Source organism: Amycolatopsis magusensis, from assembly GCF_017875555.1.
GTDB classification, from domain to species: Bacteria; Actinomycetota; Actinomycetes; order Mycobacteriales; family Pseudonocardiaceae; genus Amycolatopsis; species Amycolatopsis magusensis.
This window is the reverse complement of the sequence record NZ_JAGGMS010000001.1, coordinates 4,002,228-4,025,272: the sequence shown is the minus strand read 5'-3', so window position 1 is coordinate 4,025,272 and position 23,045 is coordinate 4,002,228. Positions and strand designations below refer to the sequence as shown.

The following is a 23,045-nucleotide window of genomic DNA, read 5'->3' as shown; positions in this document are numbered from 1 at the left end:
GAGACCACTGTTTCGTTAACCTCGGCAGCACCGAACGACAGGAGGACCAGTGACCGAGCTGCGTTTGCGGGTCAACGGAGCCACCACGGTGCTCAGCCTTCCGCCGCAGGTCAGCCTGCTGGACGCGCTGCGCGAGCACCTCGGGCTCACCGGCACGAAGAAGGGCTGTGACCAGGGCGCCTGCGGGGCGTGCACGGTGCTCGCGGACGGGGTGCGGATCAACTCGTGCCTCGCGCTGGCTGTGCAGTACGAGGACGCCGAGATCACCACGATCGAGGGACTGGACCACCCGCTGCAGACCGCCTTCGTCCGCCACGACGGGCTGCAGTGCGGTTACTGCACGCCGGGCCAGCTCTGCTCGGCGGTCGGCATGCTCGCCGAGCACCGCGCGGCGCCGGACGGCGAGCTGACCGGCGCGGAGATCCGGGAGCGGATGAGCGGCAACCTCTGCCGCTGCGGTGCCTACAACGGCATCGTGGATGCCATCCAGGAAGTAGCCAGCCAGGAGGTGGCGGCCCGATGAGGTCCTTCGCCTACCACCGCGCCACCGACGTGCCCACCGCGCTGCGCGTCATCGCCGGCGAGCCGAACGCGAAGTTCCTCGGCGGCGGCACGAACCTGGTCGACCTCATGCGCGCCACGGTGGAGCGCCCGGACACCGTGGTCGACATCAGCCGGTTGCCGCTGACCGAGGTGGAGGAGCTGCCCGGCGGCGGGGTGCGCGTCGGGGCGCTCGTGCGCAACAGCACGCTGGCGGTCCACCCGCTGATCCGCTCGCGGTACCCGGTGCTCACCCAGGCGGTGCTCGCCGGAGCGTCCGCGCAGCTGCGCAACATGGCCACCGTCGGCGGGAACCTGCTGCAGCGCACGCGCTGCCCGTACTTCTACGACACCACGTCGGCGTGCAACAAGCGCGAACCGGGCAGCGGCTGCGACGCGCTCGGCGGGTTCAACCGGGGCCACGCGATCCTCGGCACCACCGAGGCCTGCATCGCCACGCACCCGTCCGACCTGTGCGTGGCGCTCGCCGCGCTCGACGCCACGGTCGAGATCGAAAGCCTGCGCGGCCTCCGCCGCCTGCCGCTCACCGAGTTCCACCGGTTGCCGGACGCCACCCCGCAGGTGGAGACCGAACTGGCCGCCGACGAGCTGATCACCGCGATCGAGCTGCCCGCCCTGCCGATGGCCGCGAACTCCCGCTACCGCAAGGTGCGCGACCGGGCGTCGTACGCGTTCGCGCTGGTCTCGGTCGCCGCCGCGCTGGAGGTCCGCGACCACGAGGTGACCGCGGTCCGGCTCGCGCTCGGCGGGGTCGCCGGGAAGCCGTGGCGGGCCCGTGAAGCCGAACGCGTGCTGCTGGGTGCTCCGGCAACCGAGGAATCCTTCCGCGAAGCCGCGGCGGCCGAACTCGCCGCCGCCACCGGACGCGAGCACAACGCCTTCAAGATCGACCTGGCCCAGCGCACGATCACCGCGACGCTGCGGCAGCTGACCGGCAGGAGCGCGGCATGACCCAGGTGCAGGACCCCCCGCTGACCCAGGCCGTCGGCCGCTCGCTCGATCGGGTCGACGGCACCGCGAAGACCACCGGGGAAGCCCGCTTCGCCGCGGAGTACCCGTATCCCGGCCTGACCTACGCGGCCATGGCGCACGCGACGATCGCGCGCGGCCGGATCACCGCGATCCACACCGAAGCCGCGCTCGCCGTTGCCGGGGTGCTGACCGTGCTCACCCACGAGAACGCGCCACCGATGAAGAAGCCGCCGAAGCCGACTCCGCTGAACCTCAGCACGATGGCGTCGGGTACCAGGATCAACTACCTGAACACCGACGAGGTGCACTGGAACGGCCAGCCGATCGCGGTGGTCGTCGCCGAGACGCTCGAAGCCGCCCGTGAAGCCGCGGCGCTGGTGACAGCGGAGTACGCCGTCGCGAAGTCCACTGTGGACTTCAAAGCGGAACAGGGGAACGCCAAGCCGCAGCCGAGCACCATGCTCATGTCCGGCAGCGCGAAGAAGGGCGACGCCGAAGCCGCGCTCGCCGCCGCGCCGGTCTCGGTGGACCTGCGGTACTCCACCCCGGCGCACAACCACAACGCGATCGAGCCGCACGCGACCACTGCGGTGTGGGACGGCGACCGGCTGACCGTGCACGAGGCCACGCAGGGCATGGACTGGGTGCGGCGGCACCTGGCGCTGAAGTTCGGCGTGCCGGTGGCCGGGATCCGGGTGATCGCGCCGTTCGTCGGCGGCGGCTTCGGCGGCAAGGGCTCGGTGTGGGCGGGGACCGTGCTGACCGTGCTCGCCGCGAAGGTGACCGGACGGCCGGTGCGCATGCTGCTCAGCCGCGAAAGCGTCTACCGCACGGTCGGCGGGCGCACGCCGTCCGTGCAGCGCGTCGCGCTCGGCGCGGACACCGACGGGCGGCTGACCTCGCTCATCCACACCAGCGTCACCCAGACCGGCAGCGGGGGCGGCGGGCCGGAGCAGGTGACCTCGCAGTCGCGTCACCTCTACGCCGCCGAGAACATCCTGGTGCAGCAGAATCTCGTCGAACTCGACACCGTGCCGAACACGTTCATGCGTGCCCCCGGCGAGTCGATCGGCACCTACGCGCTCGAAGCCACGGTCGACGAACTGGCCTACCGGCTCGACATCGATCCAGTAGAGCTGCGGCTGCGGAACGAACCGTCGGTGAACCCGCTGGACGGCAAGAAGTTCTCGCACCGGCTGCTCCGCGAGTGCTACACCCGCGGTGCCGCCGAGTTCGGCTGGGCGGACCGGACCCCGGAGCCGGGCTCCATGCGGGACGGGCGCTGGCTGGTCGGCTGGGGTGTCGCGGCGGCGTACCACCCGTCGGTGCAGTTCACCGCCAACCTGACGGTGCGACTGTCCGCCGACGGTTCGGTGCTGGTGCGCTGCGGTTTCCACGAAATGGGCATGGGTGGCGCGACCGCGCAGGCGCAGATCGCCGCGGACGCGCTCGGGGTGCCGGTCGGCTCGGTCCGCGTCGAATACGGCGACACCGACCTGCCCACCGGCCCGTTGGCCGGTGGCTCCAACCAGACCGCCACGGTCGCGGCGAGCCTGCTCACCGCGTGCGACAAGCTCAAGCGCGAGTTGGCCGGGCTGGCGAAGAAGCACCCCGGGGACTCGCCGCCGGACATCCTCCGAGCCGCCGGGAAAACTCACCTCGAGACGTCGGTCGGCGCCGACTCGGGCCTCGGCGCGGTGGCCGGTCAGGTCCGGTTCATGTCGAAGTTCGTCCGCGACCAGCGGCGCTGGGTGAAGGCCGCGAGCGGCGCGCACTTCTGCGAGGTGCGCGTCGACCCGGACACCGGCGAAACCCGGATCTCCCGCTGGACCGCGGTGTTCGACGTGGGCCGGATCATCAACGCGAAGACCGCCACCAGCCAGCTCAAGGGCGGCATCGTGATGGGCATCGGCATGGCCCTGTCCGAAGAAACCCTGGTCGACCCGCGATCGGGGCGGATCATGAACCCGAGCCTGTCCGAATACCACGTGCCGGTGCACGCCGACATCCCGCCGATCGACGTGCACTACCTGGACGAACCGGACCCGACCATGCCGCTGGGCCTGGTCGGCATCGGCGAGGTCAGCATCACCGGCGTGGCGGGCGCGGTCGCGAACGCGGTCTTCCACGCCACCGGCAAACGCGTCCGCGACCTCCCCATCACCCTCGACAAGTTGCTCTGACCCGCGCCCCGCCAATGCTATGAATGGGGCATTACTTGCATTCAACGCAAGTAATGCCCCACTCCTAGCATTCGTTCACCCGGCTCCCGGGCGAGTCCCACGTTCAGGTAGCCGAACCGCACGTTCAGGCAGCCGAACCCCGCACTCGCGCAGCCGAACCCCACACTCGCCGCGCTCCGCCCGAAGCCATCGGGACACGAATGTGGCTTTGGGGGCGGATTCGGCCCCCAAAGCCACATTCGTGTCCGGTAGGGCTCCGCAGGACTAGGCACCGACCTCGCCGTCGATGGCTTCGCGCAGGAAGTCGGCGTGGCCGTTGTGCCTGGCGTACTCGTGGATCAGGTGCAGCATCACCAATCGCAGCGAGACGTCCTCGCCCCAGCGGGGGAAGTGTCCGGTGACGTCAAGGGATTCCGCCTCCCGCTCGATCCGGCGCGAGTGCTCGACCTCGGCCCGCCACGCCTCGAACGCCTCCTCACGGGTGGCGTTCGAGGCGTCGTAGGCGGCCTGGAAATCCCGCTCCGGCGACCAGACGAACGCCAGGTCCGTCTCCTGGTTGATCACCCGCCGGAACCACGTCCGCTCCACCTCGGCCAGGTGCCGGACCAACCCCAGCAGCGAGAGCGTCGAGGGCGGGCTCGACTGCTCGCGCAACTGCTCGGTGGACAACCCCTCGCACTTCATTTCCAGCGTGGCGCGGTGGAAGTCCAAAAAGGCGCGCAGCGTCTCGCGTTCGTCCCCGCGCAGCGGTGGGCTGATCCGTTCGGTCCCCATGGCGCGGATCCTACGGGGTGAGGTCGTACACCGTTTGCCCGCCGATCGTGGTCGCGGGGAAGTTCGCCTGCACCCATTCGGCGATCTCGTTGCTACCACCGCCGGGCCCACCCATGCGGCCCGCGCCTTCGCCGATGTAGTACCCGATCCGGCCCTCGGCCACGTACTGCCGGAACTGCGCCGGCGTCGGCGCCGGGTCCCCGCCGTTGAAGCCACCGATCGGCATCACCGACTTCCCGCTGGTCAGTTGCAGCGAAGCCGCGCCTCGCGTGCCGCTGCTCGCCGCCGCCCAGTCCTCCGTGCTCGCCTGTAAGGCCGCGACGAGCTCCGCCGACGGCGTTTCCCCCTCCGGCATACCGAAAACGCCCCCGGTCGCCGGTCCGGAGATCGGGATCGACCCGCTGTGCGGCACCGCCGCGGTGGCCACGCCGAACACCAGCGTGCCCGCCAGCCCGACGGCCACCGCCGCCACCGCGATCGCCCGCCCGGCCCGCCGGAACTCGTGCGCGCCGACCGCGATCGCGCTGGCCACCAGGATGCCGAGCACCAGGATCGCCCAGCGGATCACCGGGTGCCAGTCCGAGGACCGATCGAGCAGGATGTAGTCCCACACCGCGGTCACCGCGACCATGCCCGCCAGGAAGAGCCGCGGCGCCACGTGCGCCCGGCCGCGCCACAGCTCGCGCCCGGCGATCGCGACCATCGCGGTGATAGCCGGGGCCAGTGCGACCGCGTAGTACGGGTGCACCGTGCCCTCCATGAAGCTGAACACCAGCGCGGTGACGACCAGCCAGCCGCCCCACAGCACCATCGAGGCCCGCGTGCGGTCGGTGCGCGGCGACCAGCGCGTGAACCAGAGCCCGGCGAGGAGGCCGAGCACCGCGGCGGGCAGCAGCCAGGAGACCTCCGTGCCAAAGCTGTCGCCGAACATCCGCCCGATCCCGGTCTGCCCGCCGAAACCGACGTTCCCGCCGCCCATGTTGCCGCCACCGCCGTTGCCCCCGCCGCCGAAGATGCGGCCGAGTCCGTTGTACCCCAGCGCCAGGTCGAGCACGGTGTTGTCGGTGGACCCGCCGATGTACGGGCGGGAGGCCGCGGGCCACAGGTCGGCGACCGCGATGTACCAGCCAGCCGAGACCACCACCGCCACGAGCGCGCCGAGCAGGTGCAGCAACCGCTTGCCCAGCCCCGTCGGCGCGGCGATCAGGTACACCAGCCCGAACGCCGGCAGCACCAGGAACGCCTGCAGCATCTTCGTCAGGAAGCCGAACCCGATCGCCACGCCCGCCAGCACGAGCCACTTCGGCGACGCCTTCTCCACCGCGCGCACCACGCAGTAGGCGCCGAGCACCAGCAGGAAGGTCAGCAGCGCGTCGGGGTTGTTGAAGCGGAACATCAGCGCCGCCACCGGGGTCAGCGCCAGCGCGGCCCCGGCGAACAGGCCCGCGCCCGGCCCCGACCACCGGCGGACCGCCGCGTACAGCAGCGCCACCGAGCCGACGCCGAGCAGCGCCTGCGGCACCAGCATGCTCCAGCTGGAGAAGCCGAAGACGCGGCCGGACAGGCCCATCAGCCACAGCGACGCGGGCGGTTTGTCCACGGTGATGGTGTTCCCGGGGTCGAGCGAGCCGAAGAACCACGCCTTCCAGTCCAGCGAACCGGCCTGCGCGGCCTCGGCGTAGAACGAGTTGCCCCACCCGGAAGCACCCAGGTTCCACAGGTACAGCACGGCGGTGCCGAGCAGCAGCCCCCAGAAGGCGGGCCGGACCCACCGGGGCGCGGCCGGGCCGTCGCCGTCCGAAGTGGACGGTGCGGCCGGCGCGGGGGCGGACAGGGTCGAGGTGCTCACGGGGTCTCCGATCGGTTCCGGCGAGGGTTGAACACCCAGCCGCGCAGGAGCAGGAAGCGCAGGACGGTCGCGGTGAGGTTCGCCAGCACGAGCACCACCAGCTCGATCGGCTGGGACGGGCTGGTGGCCGAGTGCAGCAGCGCCAGCGAGCCGCTGGTCAGGCCGAGGCCGAGCAGGAACACCAGCATGCCTTCGAGGTGGTGGCGCCCGGCCCCGGCGGCACCGCGCACGCCGAAGGTCAGCCTGCGGTTGGCCGCGGTGTTGGCCACCGCGGTCACCGCCAGCGCCACGAAGTTCGCCGCCTGCGGGCCGACACCCCCGCGCAACAGCACGAAGAGCAGCAGGTATGCCAGCGTGCTGGCGATCCCGACCGCGGCGAACCGGACCAGCTGGCGGACCAGCCCACCCGGCACGCCCGGGGCTTCGACCGGCACCGGCGCGCGGTTGAGCTGGTCCCGCAGCCTGCCGATCGGCAGGGTGCCGGTGGCCAGCGCGCGGGCGAGCCGGGCGATGCCACGCAGGTCGGCGAGGGCGGTCGAGACGAGGTCCACCCGGCTGTCCGGATCGTCCACCCAGTCGACCGGGACCTCGTGGATGCGTGCTCCGGCACGCTGCGCGAGCACCAGCAGTTCGGTGTCGAAGAACCAGCCGGTGTCGGCGACGTGCGGCAGCAGTTCCCTGGCGACGTCCGCGCGGATCGCCTTGAAACCGCACTGGGCGTCGGAAAACCGGACCGAGAGCGTGCCGCGCAACAGCAGGTTGTAGCAGCGCGAGATGATCTCCCGCTTCGCGCCGCGCACCACCCGCGCCCCGCGTGCCAGCCTGCTCCCGATCGCCACGTCGGAATGCCCCGAGATGAGCGAAGCGACCAACGGGGACAGTGCGGCGAGGTCGGTGGACAGGTCGACGTCCATGTACGCCAGCACCTGCGCGTCGGAGGCCAGCCACACCGCGTGCAGCGCGCGGCCGCGGCCCTTCTGCTCCAGCCGGACCGCGGTCACTTCGGGCAGTTCATCGGCCAGTTCCCCGGCGATCGACCAGGTCCGGTCGGTGCTGGCGTTGTCGGCGATGGTGATCCGGAACCGGTAGGGGAAACGCAGGCTCAGGTGCCGGTGCAGTTCCCGCACGCTCGGGCCCAGGTCGGTCTCTTCGTTGTACACGGGCACCACGACGTCGAGCACGGGGGCCGGGCCGTCCGTCTCGACCGGCGCGCGCCGGGTGTCCGCGGGCAGAGTCGCTGTCATGCCTCCGAAGCTGGGCCCCGTGGCTGGGTGCTCCTTGTGCTGGTCCTGTGGCTTCCCTGTGAGCCGTACCCCCGAGCTCCATAGCCCAGGCCAAGGCGGGGCACAGCGGACGCACAGGTGACGGCCCGAGGCTGGGACGCAGCCGGTGAGTGAGCCGGAGCTACGAGGAGTGAGTCAGATGACCGAGCCAGCCAGCCCCCAGCCTTCCGAGCCCACCCCGGAGTGGGGTGCTCCGGCGCCCCGGCCCCGCTGGTCGGGCAAGAAGACCGCGGCCGCGGCGGCGATCGCGGTCGGCATCGCGGCCACCGGCGGCGTCGCCGTCTACGCCGCGAGCGGCACCTCAGTGACCGAACAGGGCGGTGGTCCCGGCGGCATGATGAACGGTGGTGGCCCGATCATGCGCTTGCCCGAGGGACTGGCCTCCGCGCTGCACGGCGAGTACACCGTCTCCGACGGCAAGGGCGGGTTCACCACCGAGGTGATGCAGGCGGGTGAGGTCACCGAGATCAGCGCGACCTCGGCCACGGTGAAGAGCGAGGACGGCTACACCAAGACCTACGCCATCGACGGCAGCACCACGTTCGGGCGCCAGGGCACCGCGGCCGACATCGCCGGTGGGGACACCGTGACGGTCACCGCCGTCCCGAACGGCGACGCGGCCACCGCGAAGACGATCACGGAACGCACCACGCAGCTACAGGGTGGTCCCCAGCAGGGTGGCCCGCAGGGTCAGCAGCCGCCGGGCAACTGACCTCCACCCACGGAAGGGCTCAGGCCACGGCGCCGGAGCGGCGCGACGGGTCCGCGGACAGGAAGTGCTGGTCCGTGGACTCGCGCAGCCGGTCGAGGAGGACCGGGGTGGACAGGCACTCGGCCATCGGTTCCCGGTCGATCTCGGTCCGCCAGGCACGGAACATCATTTCCAGCGACGCGGCGCCTCGGCATTCGGTCATCGGGCACCTCTCCCAGGTCGGACGAAGCCGAGGCAGGGATACCCACTCCGCGCGCGTTCTACACCCGCTGTCGAATGAGACCTACGTCACATGCATTAGGCCAGCGCGTAGCCGCCGTCCACCACCAGCACCTGCCCGGTCACGTACCGCGCCGCGGCCGACAGCAGGAACAAGGCGGGTCCCACCAGGTCCGCCGGGTCCGCGAGGCGGCCCAGCGGCACACGGCCCGCCACCCGGCGCCGGGCGTGCTCGTCCGCGAGCGGCCCCGGCGCGAGGCCGTTCACCCGCACCCCGCTCGGCCCGAGTTCCACCGCCAGCCCGCGCACCAGCTGGGAGACCGCCGCCTGGGTCGCGCCGTGGGGCACGCTGCCGGGCAGCACCCGCTCGGCCGTCACCGACGAGATCGCCAGCACCGCACCGGAACCACGCCGCGCCATCGACGGCGCGGCCGCCCGCACCATCCGGTACAGCGCCCCGACGTTCACCTGGCACAGCAACTGCCACTCGGCCTCGCTGAGCTCGGTCGCCGGCGACCGCACGTGCACGCCCTCGGCCAGCACCAGCAGTTCCGGCGCGCTGTCCAACGCCATCAGCACCTCGGCGGGCAGCCCACTCGCCCGCGGATCGCCGACCACCGCGCGGCCCCCGAGTTCGGCCGCGAGTTCCTGGACCGCCGGGGCCTGGTCGACCAGCAGCACCTCGGCGCCCGCCGTGGCGAGCGCCCGCGCCAGTACCGCGCCGATGGTCCCGGCCGCGCCGGTGACCACCGCCTGCCTGCCGGTGAACTCGTGCCCGGTCAACGGCGATCGACCACCCGGTCCGCGCCGATCCCGGTGTGCGGGACTGGCGGGCGCTCGCGCATGGTGTGGTCTCCACTGGCGGGATCTCCGCCGAGCATAGCGGGACCTACCATGTGCCCATGGCGGGAACAGGCGGTTTGGGTGAGCTGGAACGCGCGGTGATGGACGTGCTGTGGGATCGCGGCGACCACGCCGGTCCGGTGACGGTGCGCGCGGTCGCCGACGCGCTGGCCGAGCGCAAACCGGCTTACACCACCGTGATGACCGTGCTCGACCGCCTGGCGAAGAAGGGGTTCGTGCTCCGCGAGCGCGACGGCCGCGCCTGGTCCTACCGCCCCGCCGCCGGCCGGGACGCCTACGTCGCCCGGCTCATGCTCGACGCGCTGGCGCTGACCGGCGACCGCGAGGCCGCGCTGAACCACTTCGCCCGCTCGGTGAGCAATCCCGAGGCCGAAGCGCTCAGCCAGGCGCTGGACAGGCACCGGAAGTCCGGATGAGCGCGGTCGCGCACCTGGCCGTGACGCTGGTGCTCTGCCTGCTCGCCGTGCCGCCGCTGCTGGGTGCGCGCTGGAGCAGTGAGAGTCCCGGCGCCGCCGTGGTGGCGTGGCAGTCGCTGCTGGTCACCGGGGTGCTGTGCGTGCTCGGGCTGCTGGTCGCGCTCGGGCTGGCGCCGTACGACCGGCCGATGCTGCCCGCGCTGGACGCGTTCACCGCCGACCTGGCCACCGGCCTGCCGCCGGAGATGACCGCGGCGCGGCTGGCCTGGCTGGTCGCCGCGGTGGTCACCGCCGCGCTGGTGCCGCTCACCGTGGCCGTGTCCACCGTGGGCGTGCTGCGCGTCCGGCGCCGCCAGCGGGACCTGCTCGCGCTGCTCGGCCGCGAGGACCCGGCAGCGCCGGGTGCCGTGGTGGTGGACCACCCGGCGCCGATGGCCTACTGCGTGCCGGGCCTGCGGCCGCGGATCGTGGTCAGTTCGGGCACGCTGGCCAGGCTGGACGCCGGTCAGCTCGCCGCCGTGCTCGGGCACGAGCGCGCGCACGCCCGTGAGCGGCACGACCTGGTGCTGGTGCCGTTCACCGCGTTGCGCCGGGTCCTGCCGAATTCGCGCTATGTCAAGGAAATCTCCGCGACCGTGGCGCTGCTGCTGGAGATGCGCGCCGACGACAAGGCGTGCCGGGCGCACACCCGCGGCTGCCTGCAAGCCGCGCTGCGACGGTTCCGCGACGGCGGGTTCACCACTCCGGCCGGCACGCTCGGCATCGACGGGGACATCACCGCACGACTGGACCGGATCGCCGAACCGCGGCGGCGGCGCCTCCTGCCCGCCCGCTGGATCGCGCTCACCGCCACCTCCGCACTGGCCTCCACGCCCATCAGCCTCTTCGTCTGGCCGGGCTGAGCCCAGCGCACTGGGACCCCGTCTTGTACCATGTGTTTGATACAAGACGGGAGGTCGCTCGTGCCGTTCGACAACGTGCTGGGCGTGGCCCTGGTGCTGGGCCTGTTCGGCCTGCTCATCCTGATCCCGCTGTGGCCGGGTGACAAACAGGGCGTGAAGGTGCTGCGCCGCTGGGGCATCGGCGATCCGGCGCCGCCCGATGTCGCCGAAGCGGTGCGTTACCTGCGCCGCCGCCGGTTCTGGTACCCGTGGCTGTTCCTCGGCCTGCCCGCGCTGGCCGACGCGGCCGGGCTCGCCGACGACCCGGCCCCGTCCATCATCCTGGCCACCCTGCTGGGCGGCGCCCTGATCGCCGAGGTGCTGGCGCAGCGGCCGCCGAAGGGTGCCCGACGTGAGGCCACTTTGGACAGTCGCGGGGTGCGCACACTCATCCCGGTGTGGGGGCTGGTGCTCTACGCCACCGTCGTCACCGCCACCGCGGTGTGGCTGGTGCTCCACCGCTCGTGGGTGCTGCTGGGGGTGGCCGCGGTGACCTCGGCGATCGCCTGGCTGATCATCCTGCTCGCCGTGCGCCGTCCGTCCACAGGGGACGGTGCGGTGGACACCGCGCTGCGCGTGCGCAGCGCCAGGGTGGCCGCCGGACTGGGCGCCGCCGCCACCGCGTCGCTGGCACCGGCGCAGAACCTGACCTCGTGGATCCTGGTCCTCGCCGGGCTGGCCGCCTGGTTCCACCTGGCCGGCGGGACCCGCGCCGAGGTGGCGCGGTGCCGCTGAAGGTCGTCGTCGACGCCGACAGCGGGATCGCCCCGTGGCGGCAGGTGCACGACCAGCTCATCCGGCTGATCACCACCGGCGCGCTGACCCCTGGCACGCGCCTGCCGCCGATCCGGCAACTCGCCAGGGACCTCGCGCTGGCTTCGGGCACCGTCGCGCGCGTCTACCGGGAGCTGGAGGCGAACGGCTGGGTGCGCACCGCCCGCGCGAAGGGCACCGTGGTCACCGACGCCGGTGACCGGCCGGACAAGGCCGCTTTGCTGCGGGCCGCCGCCGTCGAATACGCCCGCACCGCCCACGACCTCGGCGTGGACGCGGAGACCGCGCTGGCCGCGGTGAGATCGGCCTGGTCCGCGCGCGAACCCGGCGACGCGTAGGCTGATCCTCGTCGAAGGCAACCTGACGCGGCGCACCCAAGCCCGCGTCGTCTCCGGCACCCAGTCCGGCCGGTTCCCCCGGCCGGGGACGGGAGCACCGGATGAACTCGCCCATCGCCGAAGCCGTCGAAACCCGGTCGAGCAACGCCTGTCCGGCGTGCTCGCACCCGCTGGACGCCCACGACACCCTCGGCACCCGCTACTGCACCGCCACCGTCTCCAGCCGCCTCGACCGCGGCTGCATCTGCCCCCGCGAGGTCCGGACCGGAAAACCCGACGCCAAGCGCTGAGCTTCCCACCCGGCTGACCGGAGGCCCCGAATGTGGAACTCGGCCGTCCGAGTGCGAGGTTCGGCTTCCTGAACGTGTAACTCGGCTTCCTGAACGTGTAGCTCGGCTGCACGAACGTGGGACTCGCCCGGATTCCGCTGGTTCCCGGGCGAGTCTCACACTCAGGCAGCCGAAACCCACGTTCAGGTAGCCGAGTTCCACACTCGCGACGGGCGTCCGGGGCCGAAGACAGGGTGTGGGGCACCCAGGAAAACCACGTCCTGCCCCGTTGTCTCGTCACGGCCCAGACTCGGATTCATGAGCGATGGAACCGAGAAGACCGTGTTGATCACCGGGGCGAGCAGTGGCATCGGGCAGGCGACCGCGGTGCGGCTCGCCGCCGCCGGGTACCGGGTGGTGCTCGGCGCGCGCCGGACCGAGCGGCTGGCGGAGCTGGCCGAACAGATCCGCGGCGCCGGCGGGTCGGCGGAGTACCGGGCGCTGGACGTGACCGACGCCGAGGACTTCCGCGCGTTCGTCGAGTTCGCCCTCGAGCGGTACGACCGGGTGGACGTGGTCATCAACAACGCCGGCGTGATGCCGCTGTCCACTTTGGACGCGGGACTGCTGGACGAGTGGAACCGGATGATCGACGTGAACATCCGCGGCGTGCTGCACGGCATCGCGGCCGCGTTGCCGTTGATGCGGGCGCAGGGCCACGGGCACTTCGTCAACGTCGCCTCGATCGGCGCGCACGAGGTGGTGCCGTCGGCCGCGGTGTACTGCGGCACCAAGTACGCCGTGTGGGCGATTTCCGAGGGCCTGCGCCAGGAATCGGGCGGCGACGTGCGGGTGAGCGTGGTCTCGCCGGGCGTCACCGAATCCGAACTGGCCGACAGCATCAGCGACCCGGAGGCGGCGGCGGGCATGCGCGAGTACCGCAAGGTCGCCCTGCCCGCGTCGGCCATCGCCGACGCGATCGCCTACGCCGTGTCCCAACCGTCCGAAGTGGACGTCAACGAGATCGTGGTCCGCCCGGCGGCGACCAGGTAGGAGAAAACCGTGGCGGGCTCGGGTGAGCCCGCCACGGTCATGGGGTCACCCGCGGCGGCGGGCGGCGTACTGGCGCGGCTGCACGACAGGGGTGGACCTGCCGCGGTCGGGGATCTTGCCCCCGGACCGCGCGGCGCGGCGCTCACGCCGGTTCGCCGGCGCTGGGGTGACTTCGCTGGATTGACTGGCACGCATGAGGAAACCTCCTCGTCTTGACCGAAGCTCGGCATGGGTTGCCGGGAAAGACGAGCCGCGAGGGCTACCGGGAAAAAGAAGCACGCACGGCACGGAAGCGGCGGCGCGGCGGGGTTCCGGATCAGATCACCCGACCAAGTTAGCAAGCCCCGCGACGCGCGCCAACTCATTTATCGCGGAAGGTCCGGGCGCTAGTGAGGGTTGCCCGCGTGGGTCAGGGTCTGCCACGCCACGAACAGGCTGTTCGTGCCCGCCGGCCGCTGCTGCTCGACCAGCTTCTGCGTGTTCGACATCGGGATGCCGAGTCGGGTGTTCAGCGCGGCGAACGCCACCTCCGGCACCGGGCCGAGGCCCCGTTTGACGCTGCCCCCGCAGATCGACGACGGCGGCGCCTCGCCCAGTTCGTACTTCGCGTGGAAGCCGAGCGTGTGCCGCAGCCGGTCCTGGATCTCCGGGTACAGGTCCTGCCCCTGGTGGCGGGCGGTTTCGGCGAAGCTGGCGATGGAGGCGACGCCGTATCCGGTGTGGGTGAAGTCCCGGCAGGTCTCCTGGGCCAGCCCGGCGACGAAGCTCTGCTGGCCGTGCCAGTAGGCCACGATCTCGTCGCGGGTGTCGATCCCGCTGCCCGGCGGCGTCTTCGGCAGGGCGCCGTCGGCGGGCAGGTAGATGAACGCGGGCACCCGGGTGCGGAAGATGCCGACGGCCTTGTCGTAGGCCGCCCGGTCCTCCAGGAACACCGCGATGCCGAGGGAGGCCTCCATCATGGTCAGTTCCCAGTTGCCGTTCGTGTTCGCCCGGCCGTTGACGATCTCCGGCAGGTAGACCTCGCGCAGCATGGTGGCGAACCGGTTGATCCCGGTCTGGGACCAGCCGGCCCCGGTGTGCCGGATGATCTCCGCCGCCTTCGCCCACGAGGTACCCGCCCAGGCCGTCTGCAGCGGGGCGTTGCTGTTGGTGTGGTCGGTGAGCACCGCGGACCAGGCGTCCATGATCGAAATCGCCTTGGTGGCGTACCGGCTGTCGCGGGTGATGTACCAGTTCAGCGCGTGGGTGTAGGCGGCGATGGCGTCCTGCCGCTCGTCGGTGCAGCCCAGGTTCGGGTCGCTGTACGGCCCACATTCGACCACCGCGCGCGGCTTGGGCTGCCGGGTCAGCGAGGCGAGCGGGTTCGAGGTCATCTGCGCGTACGCCGCGGCCTGCGGCTGGGCGCCGGAACCGACCCGGTCGCGGACGAAGTCGAGCTGGGCGCGGTTGAGGAACACGCCGGGGTGGGTGAACGAAGGTGGCGCAGCCGAGGCCGGCTGCGGCACGGTGACCAGGACTAACGCGGTCAGCAGGGCGAGGACGGCGGACAGGGGCCGCCGGGGTGCGGGCATGGGTTCTCCTCCGGAGAGATCTGTGCCTCGCTCCGGCGGCGGGGAGAGAGCGGAGACCCGTCCACCCAGCTTTGTGGTCTAGACCACACCCGGTCAATCGGCCGTTCAGGTGGGCTCAGGAAGCCAGTTCCCCGGTCTCCTCGCTCGGCACCTCGAACTCGCACACGCGCACCCCGCGGCGGTAGAGGACCACCGCGGACTCGGTCCGGTCGCCCTCGGGCAGGACCAGCGCGGCGAACGTGCTCTCGCCGCCCATCCTGGTGAACTCGTACTCGCGCACAGCGCCTCCCGGCCCTCGTTTCCCCCTGCTCTCCACTGTGGGCACCCACCGGCCGGGCGACAAGCGAATTTCCGGCAAAGACTTCCACCGCCCGGCCACCTGGCGGTAACTGGGCGGGCTGGCCGGGGCGGCGGCCAGGTAGAGTCGGGGGAAGTTGAGGGCTTGTGTATCCCGGTAGCCGAACCGGTTTCGTCTTCGGCGGTTACATCCGGCCCGAAAGAGGCCGGGAACGGGAGCGCCGGCAATGCCGACCTCACTTGATCAGCAGGCTACCCTCGGTGACTACGCGGTGCTGTCGAAGCAGATCCGCAACGCCGGGCTGCTGGAGCGCCGCCGCGGCTACTACGCCGTCCGGATCGGGCTCAACCTGCTGGCCATGGCGGGTGCCTGGGTGGCCTTCGCCTACATCGGCGACTCCTGGTGGCAGCTGTTCGTGGCCGCCTTCCTGGCGCTGGTGTTCGCGCAGCTGGCCTTCATCGGCCACGACGCCGGGCACAAGCAGATCTTCCGCGGCGGCCGCCAGAACAACCTGGTCGGGCGCCTCCACGGCGGGCTGATCGGGATGAGCTACGGCTGGTGGAACAAGGGGCACAACCGCCACCACGCCAACCCGAACCACGAGCACGACGACCCGGACGTCAACATAGACGCACTCGCCTTCACCGAGAACCAGGCGCGGCTGAAGACCGGGTTCCTGCGCTGGATGGCCAAGCACCAGGCCTACCTGTTCTTCCCGCTGCTCCTGCTCGAAGGCCTGAACCTGCACATCAGCAGCGTGCGGGCGATCTGGAACGGCGAGGTCAAGTCGCGCAAGATCGACGGCGCGCTGCTCGTCCTGCACTTCGCGCTCTACCTGGGCGCGGTGTTCCTGGTGCTCTCCCCCGGGATCGCCGTGGTGTTCCTGGTGGTGCACCAGGGGCTGTGGGGCGTGTACATGGGCTGCTCGTTCGCCCCGAACCACAAGGGCATGCCGAGCCCCTCGGAGGAGGACTCGAAGGACTTCCTGCGCAAGCAGGTGCTCACCTCGCGCAACGTCCGCGGTGGTTTCTGGGTGGACCTGGCGCTCGGCGGGCTGAACTACCAGATCGAGCACCACCTGTTCCCGCACATGCCGCGGCCGAACCTGCGCAAGGCGCAGCCGATCGTGCAGCAGTTCTGCCTGGAACGGGGCATCCCCTACGCCCAGTGCGGCCTGCTGCGCTCGTACCGGTACGTCCTGGAGCACCTGCACGAGGTGGGCGCCCCCCTGCGCGCCCCCGCCACCGCTCCCGCGGCCGCCTGACCTGCCGTGAAGGTGGCTTCCACGGCGTGATCCGCTGTGGAAGCCACCTTCACCGCACGCGCACCTCGCGTGGTTCTGTCGGGGTGGGGTGGTAGGCAGTGCGGGTCAGCCCGCCACCGCACCCCTAGGATCGCCCCATGACCGCATCCGGACTCTCCGTGAGCGATCCCGCCGAGGTACTCCGGCGGATCTTCGGCTACGACTCCTTCCGCGGGCAGCAGCAGGAGATCATCGACCAGGTCGTCGGCGGCGGCGACGCGCTGGTGCTGATGCCGACCGGCGGCGGCAAATCGCTCTGCTACCAGATCCCCGCGCTGGTCCGCGACGGTGTCGGCGTGGTCATCTCGCCGCTGATCGCGTTGATGCAGGACCAGGTCGACGCCCTGCGCGCGGCCGGGGTGCGGGCCGGGTTCCTCAACTCCACCCAGGATTTCGAGGAACGCAGGCTGGTCGAGGCCGAGTTCGTGGCCGGTGAGCTGGACCTGCTCTACCTCGCCCCCGAGCGGCTGCGGGTGGAATCCACCCTTTCCCTGCTCAACCGCGGCAAGATTTCGCTGTTCGCCATCGACGAGGCGCACTGCGTCGCCCAGTGGGGCCACGACTTCCGGCCCGACTACCTGAACCTCTCGCAGCTGCACGAGCGCTGGCCCGACGTGCCGCGCATCGCGCTGACCGCCACCGCGACCGAGGCCACGCACACCGAGATCGCCACCCGGCTGAACCTCGGCGAGGCGCGGCACTTCGTGGCCAGCTTCGACCGGCCGAACATCCAGTACCGCATCGTGCCGAAGAACGAGCCGAAGCGGCAGCTGCTCGAGCTGCTGCGCACCGAGCACGACGGGGACGCGGGCATCGTCTACTGCCTGTCCCGCAACTCGGTGGAGAAAACCGCGGAGTTCCTGTCCGCCAACGGTTTCCGGGCCGTGCCGTACCACGCCGGGCTGGATTCGCGCACCCGCGCCGAGAACCAGTCCCGGTTCCTGCGAGAAGAAGGCCTGATCGTGGTCGCCACGATCGCCTTCGGCATGGGCATCGACAAGCCGGACGTGCGCTTCGTCGCCCACCTCGACCTGCCGAAGTCCGTCGAGGGCTACTACCAGGAGACCGGCCGCGCCGGTCGTGACGGCCTGCCCTCCACCGCGTGGCTGGCCTACGGGCTGCAGGACGTAGTCCAGCAGCGCAAGATGATCGACACCTCCGAGGGCGACGACGCGCACCGCCGCCGCCTCGGCTCGCACCTCGACGCGATGCTCGCGCTGTGCGAGACGGTCGAATGCCGCCGGGTGCAGTTGCTCGCCTACTTCGGCCAGAAGAGCGACCCCTGCGGCAACTGCGACACCTGCCTCACCCCGCCGGAATCCTGGGACGGCACGGTACCCGCGCAGAAACTACTGTCCACTGTGTACCGGCTGCAGCACGAGCGGCGGCAGAAGTTCGGTGCGGGCCAGCTGATCGACATCCTGCTCGGCCGCAAGACCGCGAAGGTGATCCAGCACGACCACGATTCGCTGACCGTGTTCGGCATCGGCACCGAGCTGGCCGAGGCGGAATGGCGCGGGGTGGTGCGGCAGTTGCTCGCGCAGCGCCTGCTCGCGGTCGAAGGCGACTACGGGACGCTGGTGCTCACCGAGGAAAGCGCCGAAGTGCTGGGCCGCCGCCGCGAGGTGCGCCTGCGCCGCGAGCCCGAGCGCGTCGCCAAGGCGGCGAAGGTCGCCAAGGCCAAGCGGGAGCAGGCGGACATGCCCGCCGAGGCGAAGCCGCTGTTCGAGCTGCTCCGTTCCTGGCGCGCGGCCACCGCGAAGGAACAGGGCGTGCCCGCCTACGTCATCTTCCACGACAAGACGCTGCAGGAGATCGCGACCTCCACCCCGGCCACGCTGGAGCAGCTGGGCCAGGTGAACGGGGTCGGCGAGAACAAGCTGGCCAAGTACGGCCAGCAGATCCTCGACGCGCTCAGCTCAGCGTGAGCGCGTAGATCTCCACCCGCGGGTCGTCCGGCAGGGTCACCGAGCGCACGGTCTTCGCCGGGTCCAGCGGCAGGGACTGGGCGAACAACCGCACCGGCGGCCCGTCGACGCCCTGACCGGCCTTGATCCGGTGCGGCATCTCCAGCGCGACGGTGGTGCCCTCGGGAGCCGAGCCGGCCCAGTCCCCGACGACCACCGGCAGCTCGGCCCCGGTGCCGTCGGTGTACTGCACGTTCAGCGAGACGGTCACCGGCCCGTTGTGCGACGCCGACACCAGCTTCAGCGCCTCGTGCGAACCGGCGGGCAGCAGTAGCCCCTGCCCGCGCGCTTCCACGAAGTTCGCCGCGGTGCCGGTGGGATCCGGTGCGGCGTAACGGGTTCCGGCCCAGTCGACCGGACCGGCCGCGGGCAGCAGCGAAGCGTCGTAGCTCCAGCCCGAGCCGTCGAAGTTGCCCTCACCGGGAGCTCCGGCCGTCGCCGTGCCGTCGTGGTCGGCGTCCGTGGCCAGGTCGACCGCGCACTGCCCGTTCGCCACGCTCGCGCACGTGGTGCCCGCCCGCAGTTCCACCGTGGCCGTGCGGCTGACCGGCTCCACCCCGGCGCCGGACACCTCGACCGCCACCGGGTACTTCCCCGCCGGAGTCCCGGCCGGGACGCTCAACGACAGCGAAACCGTTTGCTGCGTGGGAATTCGCCCGGAACGCACGACGAACGGCGAAGCGGGTTCGGCGGACACGGTCCACCCGGCCGGCGCGGTCGCCCGCACGGTGACCGGCAGCGCGACCGGCGCCTGCCCGAGCACGTCCAGCGCCAGGGTGACCTGCTGCGGCCCGTCCCCCACCGGCGCGACCACGGCCGACTGCCGCAGCGACGCGTCCAGGTTCCGGCGCTGGTCCGGGCGTGCCTTGTTCACCGACGGCGGCTCCGCGCCGGGCTCGGTGCCCCAGCTCGACGGCTGGTCCCCGACCACGTGCGCCAGGTTCCCGCCGCGGGCGATGGCGTCCCAGCCCAGCCAGGTCTTGTCCACCGGCGCGCCGTTCAGCGAAATGCTCTGCACGTACCGGTTCTCGTCGCTCACGCCGGGCGCGGTGACGGTCAGGGTGCCGCCCTGCCTGCCTTCGTACGGCCCGACCTGGACCACCGCCGATTCGAACTGCGGGCTGGACACCGCCAGGAAGTTCGACCCGCTCATGGTCGGGTAGAGCCCCAGCGAGGAGAACACGTACCAGGCCGACATCGTGCCGAGGTCGTCGTTGCCGGTCATGCCGTCGGGCCCGGCGGTGAACAGCGTGTACGCCGCACGCACCACGGTCGCCGTCTTCGCCGGAGCCCCGGCCGAGGCGTAGACGTACGGCGCCAGCAGGTCCGGCTCGTTGTTCGGGTTGTACGTCGGCTTGCCGTAGTAGTCGTACGGCTCGGTGATCCAGTCCTCGCGCGCGGTCCCGGCCGGGTCGGTGAGCAGCCGGTCGTAGGCGAAGAACTCGTCGAGCCGCTGCTCGGTCGCCTGCCTGCCGCCCATCAGCGCGACCAGCCCGTTCGGGTCCTGCGGGGCCAGCCACTGGTACTGGTAGGCGCCGCCCTCGTGGAACTGGTGCCCAGCGTCGACCGGGTTGTACGGCGACAGGAAGGTGCCGTCCTCGGTGCGCGGCCGGAACTGCCCGATCGACGGGTCCCACAGGTTCCGGAACCACTGGCCGCGGTCGGCGAACATCGCCGCGTCCTCGTCGTGCCCGAGCGCGCCGGCCAGCAACGCCAGCGCGGCGTCGGCCGCCGCGTACTCCATGGTCGCCGACGCCGGGTGCTTGCAGTCGTTGTCCCCGCCCTTGTGGGCGCAGTCGACCCCCACCTCCAGGCCGGACGGGATGTACCCGCGGTCGGCGTAGTAGGTCTGCCCGGAACGGCCGTTGTAGTCGGACTCGGCGGGCGGCACGCTGGTCGCGTTCTGCTTGAGCAGCGCGTACGCCTCTTCCTCGTGCCCGGCCAGCAGCCCCTTCGACCAGGCTTCGACCAGGAATGGGGTGACCGGGTCGCCGGTCATGATGTTGGTTTCGCTGTTGGCCAGCGCCCAGCGCGGCAGCCAGCCGCCGTCGCGGCCCGCGGCCACCACCGACAGCGCCACGTCCCTGGCCACCTGCGGGCGGAGCAGCTCCAGCAGCTGGTTCTGCGGCCGGTAGGTGTCCCACAGCGAGAAGTTCTGGTACGGCGTGTAGCCCTCGGCGGTGTGCACCTGGCGGTCGAAGCCGGCGTACCGGCCGTCCACGTCACCAGCCAGGTTCGGGTGCAGCAGCGAGTGGTAGAGCGAGGTGTAGAAGGCCGTCCGGCGTTCGGGTGCTCCGCCGTCGATCTTGATCGAGCCGAGCTGGGCGGCCCAGGTCTCGCGCAGCTTCGCCCTGGTCGCGTCGAAGTCGTAGGAGTCGCCGGTCTCGGCCGCCAGGTTCTTCCGCGCGCCGTCCACGCCGGTGTAGGACAGCCCGACCTTGACCACCACGTCGCGGTCTTCGGTCGCGTCGAAGGTCAGCCAGGCGCCGTTGCCGTCGGCGCCCGCCGCGTCGCGCGAGCCCGGGGTCTTCTCGTTCCCGCGCCAGGTGCCGAACGAGCTGAACGGCCGGTCGAAGCTGGCGGTGAAGTACACGGTGTGCTCGTCGTGCCCGGCGCAGAAGCCGCCCGCGCGCACCCGGCCCTCGATGGTCCGGTCGCCGACCACGTGCACCTCCGAGTCGTGCACGGTCTGGTTCGCCTTGCCGGTGTTGAACAGCAGGTTCGCCGCGCCGGTGGCCGGGAAGGTGTGCCGCTGCCAGCCGGTGCGCTCGGTCGCGGTCAGCTCGGCGTCGACGCCGTAGGTCGACAGGCCGACGCGGTAGTAACCGGGCGAGGCTTCTTCGTCGTCGTGCGCGTACTTCGAGCGGTAGACCTGCGGGTCCACCGAACCGACCGCGCCGGTGGTCGGCATGATCGGCAGCTCACCGGCCACCCCGCAGCCGACGCCGGACAGGTGCGTCTGGCTGAAGCCGTAGATCGAGTCCTGCTGGTAGTCGTACCCGCCCTGGCCGCCGGTGTCCGGGCTCAGCTGCACCATGCCGAACGGCGCGCTCGCACCGGGGAAGGTGTTGCCGAAGTTCTGCGTCCCGATGAACGAGTTCACCTCGGCGACCGGATCGGCCTGCGCGGTGGCGGTCCCGGTACCCAGCAGGGTGCCCGCGACCAGGACTCCGGCGAGGGCGGCGGGCGCGATCCGTCGAATCATGGCAGGCCTCTCTGGCTGACATCGTTGTCAGAACCTGCCACGCGCCGGGAACGGCTGTCAATCTTCTTGTCCGGTCCGGACATCGGCCACTGTGGGCGGCGGCCCGGAGGCGAAGGCCCGCACCCGGTAGGTCGCCGTTTTCTCCTCGGGCAAGGTGATCAGGCCCGCCGAGGTGACGTCCGGCTCGAACACGGCGGCCACCCGGTAGTCCCCGGTGGTCTTCAGCTCCAGCAGGTAGCCCTCCTCGTCGGTGGCGTTGTCGGTCCAGGTGAACTGAATCCCGTTCGCGTGCCGCACGACAGCCCGGAAGTCCGTGGGAGCGGCTTCGGCCGTGCGCACGGAATGCCGTGCGCTCCCCGGGGTTCTCACCGGTTCGGCCCAATCGTGGTTCAGCGCCTGCGCGGCTTCGTCGAACTCGCCGGGCGGGAGTGCGACCGCCACGGTTCCCGAGGCCGGTCCGGCGAAGGAGCGCAGGCGGTAGTGGAAGTGCGTCCGCGGAATGAGGTCCGGGTGGGTGTACTGCCGCTGACCGGGAGGCATGAACTGCAGCACGGTGTATTCGCCGCCGGCCTCGGTGGCGAATTCCAGCACCCGGCCCGCTGCCCCGGGTTCGGCGGCGGGCCAGTCGAGCACGACGTCGTTCGACCCGACCAGCGTCGCCCGCAGCTCGGGTTCGGGAGTTTCGGCGGAGCAGCCCGCGAGCAGCACCGCGGACAGCAGGGAAACGGCTTTGCGCATGGAAGACCTCAACGGGGAAGGCCGTCCCGGCGGGGCCGCCGGGACGGCGGAGGCGGTTACTTGCGCCAGAACTTGATCCCGCTCCACACCACGGTCGCCGGACCGGCGCCGCTGTTCGTCCGGTAGGCGCCGAACTTGTCGTAGAAGCTGCCGCCCGGGCTGGACACGGTGTTCTTGAGCGACCCGTTGATGTAGGTCCTGTGGTTGTTGCCGGGCTGGTGGACGGTGTTCACCCGGACCGAGGTGCCCACGGTCGCACCGGTCGCCACGGTGTCCCCGCCGTGCACCGCGTAGAGCCGGCCACCGCGTTCCACCGCCAGCATGAAGAACGGCCCGGTGGGGTCCTGGAAGGTCTGTTTCAGGCTGATCCGGGTGCCGCCGAGGCTGCTGATCCGGAAGCTGCCTTCGAACTGGCGCGTGCCGCCGGTGTAGGTGGCGTAGCGGCGCTCGGCCCGCTGGTCGCCGCTGCCGGTGGCGCAGGTCAGCGTGAAGTTCAGCCCGTTGATCTGGCCGCAGCCGCGTTCCTGCTCGTTGAACGAGGGTGAGTACGAGGTCCAGCCGCCGCCGTCGACCTGGGCGGTGGCCGCGGGGGCCAGCGTGGTGGACAAGGCGGCGCACAGAGCCGCGACGCCCGCGAGGGCGCGTTTTCTCGACATCTCCGACCTTTCACTACGAGGCGGCGGTCCGGCGGATGTCTGGCGGCTTGATCAGCGTAGCCGAATAAATCGGAAGCGTCACCGGCCCGCGGTCGCTAG

Annotated in this window: 23 protein-coding genes; 12 read left to right on the top strand and 11 right to left on the bottom strand. The window is 71.4% G+C overall.

The genetic code is table 11. The annotated features are described in order from the left end of the window. Positions 1 to 49 precede the first annotated feature (49 nt). Genes JOM49_RS17955 through JOM49_RS17945 form a run of 3 tightly spaced genes read left to right on the top strand, consistent with a single transcriptional unit; the run spans position 50 to position 3,716 of the window. A complete protein-coding gene (locus JOM49_RS17955; RefSeq protein WP_209665423.1) occupies positions 50 to 523 on the top strand; it encodes a (2Fe-2S)-binding protein in 474 nt (157 codons plus the stop codon). Continuing rightward, positions 520 to 1,512 (top strand): FAD binding domain-containing protein, encoded by a 993-nt coding sequence (locus JOM49_RS17950; RefSeq protein WP_209665422.1) that lies wholly within the window; start codon positions 520 to 522, stop codon positions 1,510 to 1,512. Before JOM49_RS17955 ends, JOM49_RS17950 begins: the two co-directional genes overlap by 4 nt. Beyond that, positions 1,509 to 3,716, top strand: a complete 2,208-nt coding sequence (locus JOM49_RS17945) for a xanthine dehydrogenase family protein molybdopterin-binding subunit (protein ID WP_209665421.1) — start codon at positions 1,509 to 1,511, stop codon at positions 3,714 to 3,716. The genes JOM49_RS17950 and JOM49_RS17945 overlap by 4 nt, the downstream gene beginning before the upstream one ends. A 264-nt stretch (positions 3,717 to 3,980) precedes the next feature. On the opposite strand, the gene JOM49_RS17940 is transcribed toward JOM49_RS17945, so the two are convergent. Genes JOM49_RS17940 through JOM49_RS17930 form a run of 3 tightly spaced genes read right to left on the bottom strand, consistent with a single transcriptional unit; the run spans position 3,981 to position 7,583 of the window. Continuing rightward, positions 3,981 to 4,490 carry a DinB family protein gene (locus tag JOM49_RS17940; protein ID WP_209665420.1) on the bottom strand — a complete coding sequence of 170 codons (510 nt, stop codon included), beginning with the start codon at positions 4,488 to 4,490 and terminating at the stop codon, positions 3,981 to 3,983. 10 nt (positions 4,491 to 4,500) lie between these two features. After that, positions 4,501 to 6,339 (bottom strand): ArnT family glycosyltransferase, encoded by a 1,839-nt coding sequence (locus JOM49_RS17935; protein WP_372444031.1) that lies wholly within the window; start codon positions 6,337 to 6,339, stop codon positions 4,501 to 4,503. After that, positions 6,336 to 7,583 carry a bifunctional glycosyltransferase family 2/GtrA family protein gene (locus JOM49_RS17930; protein ID WP_209665419.1) on the bottom strand — a complete coding sequence of 416 codons (1,248 nt, stop codon included), beginning with the start codon at positions 7,581 to 7,583 and terminating at the stop codon, positions 6,336 to 6,338. The genes JOM49_RS17935 and JOM49_RS17930 overlap by 4 nt, the downstream gene beginning before the upstream one ends. 178 nt (positions 7,584 to 7,761) lie before the next feature. Between JOM49_RS17930 and JOM49_RS17925 the strand changes: the two genes are divergently transcribed. Next, a complete protein-coding gene (locus JOM49_RS17925; protein ID WP_209665418.1) occupies positions 7,762 to 8,334 on the top strand; it encodes a hypothetical protein in 573 nt (190 codons plus the stop codon). 19 nt (positions 8,335 to 8,353) lie between these two features. Here the strand turns inward: JOM49_RS17925 and JOM49_RS17920 are convergent, their stop codons facing one another. Further along, entirely contained in the window at positions 8,354 to 8,536 is a 183-nt protein-coding gene (locus JOM49_RS17920; RefSeq protein WP_209665417.1) for a hypothetical protein, read from the bottom strand. 95 nt (positions 8,537 to 8,631) lie between these two features. Next, a complete protein-coding gene (locus tag JOM49_RS17915) occupies positions 8,632 to 9,336 on the bottom strand; it encodes an SDR family NAD(P)-dependent oxidoreductase (protein WP_209665416.1) in 705 nt (234 codons plus the stop codon). 119 nt (positions 9,337 to 9,455) lie between these two features. On the opposite strand from JOM49_RS17915, the gene JOM49_RS17910 reads away from it, so the two are divergent. From JOM49_RS17910 to JOM49_RS17885, 6 genes are all read left to right on the top strand, one after another. Continuing rightward, a complete protein-coding gene (locus JOM49_RS17910; RefSeq protein WP_209665415.1) occupies positions 9,456 to 9,833 on the top strand; it encodes a BlaI/MecI/CopY family transcriptional regulator in 378 nt (125 codons plus the stop codon). After that, on the top strand, positions 9,830 to 10,735 hold the full coding sequence (locus JOM49_RS17905) for a M56 family metallopeptidase (protein WP_209665414.1): 906 nt from the start codon (positions 9,830 to 9,832) through the stop codon (positions 10,733 to 10,735). Before JOM49_RS17910 ends, JOM49_RS17905 begins: the two co-directional genes overlap by 4 nt. Positions 10,736 to 10,795: 60 nt before the next feature. Continuing rightward, positions 10,796 to 11,509, top strand: coding sequence for a hypothetical protein (locus tag JOM49_RS17900; RefSeq protein ID WP_209665413.1), 714 nt, complete (start codon positions 10,796 to 10,798; stop codon positions 11,507 to 11,509). Continuing rightward, a complete protein-coding gene (locus JOM49_RS17895) occupies positions 11,500 to 11,886 on the top strand; it encodes a GntR family transcriptional regulator (RefSeq protein WP_209665412.1) in 387 nt (128 codons plus the stop codon). Before JOM49_RS17900 ends, JOM49_RS17895 begins: the two co-directional genes overlap by 10 nt. A 101-nt stretch (positions 11,887 to 11,987) precedes the next feature. Next, positions 11,988 to 12,176 carry an RGCVC family protein gene (locus JOM49_RS17890; protein WP_209665411.1) on the top strand — a complete coding sequence of 63 codons (189 nt, stop codon included), beginning with the start codon at positions 11,988 to 11,990 and terminating at the stop codon, positions 12,174 to 12,176. Between the two features lie 297 nt (positions 12,177 to 12,473). After that, positions 12,474 to 13,208, top strand: a complete 735-nt coding sequence (locus JOM49_RS17885) for an SDR family oxidoreductase (protein ID WP_209665410.1) — start codon at positions 12,474 to 12,476, stop codon at positions 13,206 to 13,208. 45 nt (positions 13,209 to 13,253) lie between these two features. Here JOM49_RS17885 and JOM49_RS17880 read toward each other — a convergent pair whose 3' ends face one another. The 3 genes from JOM49_RS17880 to JOM49_RS17870 form a co-directional block, all read right to left on the bottom strand. Beyond that, positions 13,254 to 13,403 carry a hypothetical protein gene (locus JOM49_RS17880; protein ID WP_209665409.1) on the bottom strand — a complete coding sequence of 50 codons (150 nt, stop codon included), beginning with the start codon at positions 13,401 to 13,403 and terminating at the stop codon, positions 13,254 to 13,256. 191 nt (positions 13,404 to 13,594) lie between these two features. Beyond that, positions 13,595 to 14,779, bottom strand: coding sequence for an alginate lyase family protein (locus tag JOM49_RS17875; RefSeq protein ID WP_209665408.1), 1,185 nt, complete (start codon positions 14,777 to 14,779; stop codon positions 13,595 to 13,597). Positions 14,780 to 14,894: 115 nt separating this feature from the next. After that, positions 14,895 to 15,059, bottom strand: a complete 165-nt coding sequence (locus JOM49_RS17870; protein ID WP_209665407.1) for a hypothetical protein — start codon at positions 15,057 to 15,059, stop codon at positions 14,895 to 14,897. 244 nt (positions 15,060 to 15,303) lie between these two features. Here JOM49_RS17870 and JOM49_RS17865 point away from each other — a divergent pair, with 244 nt between their 5' ends. Both JOM49_RS17865 and recQ read left to right on the top strand, forming a co-directional pair. Beyond that, entirely contained in the window at positions 15,304 to 16,341 is a 1,038-nt protein-coding gene (locus tag JOM49_RS17865) for a fatty acid desaturase family protein (protein ID WP_209665406.1), read from the top strand. A 137-nt stretch (positions 16,342 to 16,478) separates the two neighbouring features. Continuing rightward, the gene (gene recQ, locus JOM49_RS17860) at positions 16,479 to 18,308 is read left to right on the top strand and encodes a DNA helicase RecQ (RefSeq protein ID WP_209665405.1); all 1,830 of its coding nucleotides are present in this window, start codon (positions 16,479 to 16,481) and stop codon (positions 18,306 to 18,308) included. Here recQ and JOM49_RS17855 read toward each other — a convergent pair. Genes JOM49_RS17855 through JOM49_RS17845 form a run of 3 tightly spaced genes read right to left on the bottom strand, consistent with a single transcriptional unit; the run spans position 18,295 to position 22,946 of the window. Next, positions 18,295 to 21,552 carry a GH92 family glycosyl hydrolase gene (locus tag JOM49_RS17855; protein WP_209665404.1) on the bottom strand — a complete coding sequence of 1,086 codons (3,258 nt, stop codon included), beginning with the start codon at positions 21,550 to 21,552 and terminating at the stop codon, positions 18,295 to 18,297. The two genes, recQ and JOM49_RS17855, sit on opposite strands and share 14 nt — an antisense overlap. Positions 21,553 to 21,609: 57 nt before the next feature. Then, a complete protein-coding gene (locus JOM49_RS17850) occupies positions 21,610 to 22,290 on the bottom strand; it encodes a fibronectin type III domain-containing protein (RefSeq protein ID WP_209665403.1) in 681 nt (226 codons plus the stop codon). Between the two features lie 56 nt (positions 22,291 to 22,346). Beyond that, entirely contained in the window at positions 22,347 to 22,946 is a 600-nt protein-coding gene (locus tag JOM49_RS17845) for a hypothetical protein (protein ID WP_209665402.1), read from the bottom strand. Between the last annotated feature and the right edge of the window lie 99 nt (positions 22,947 to 23,045).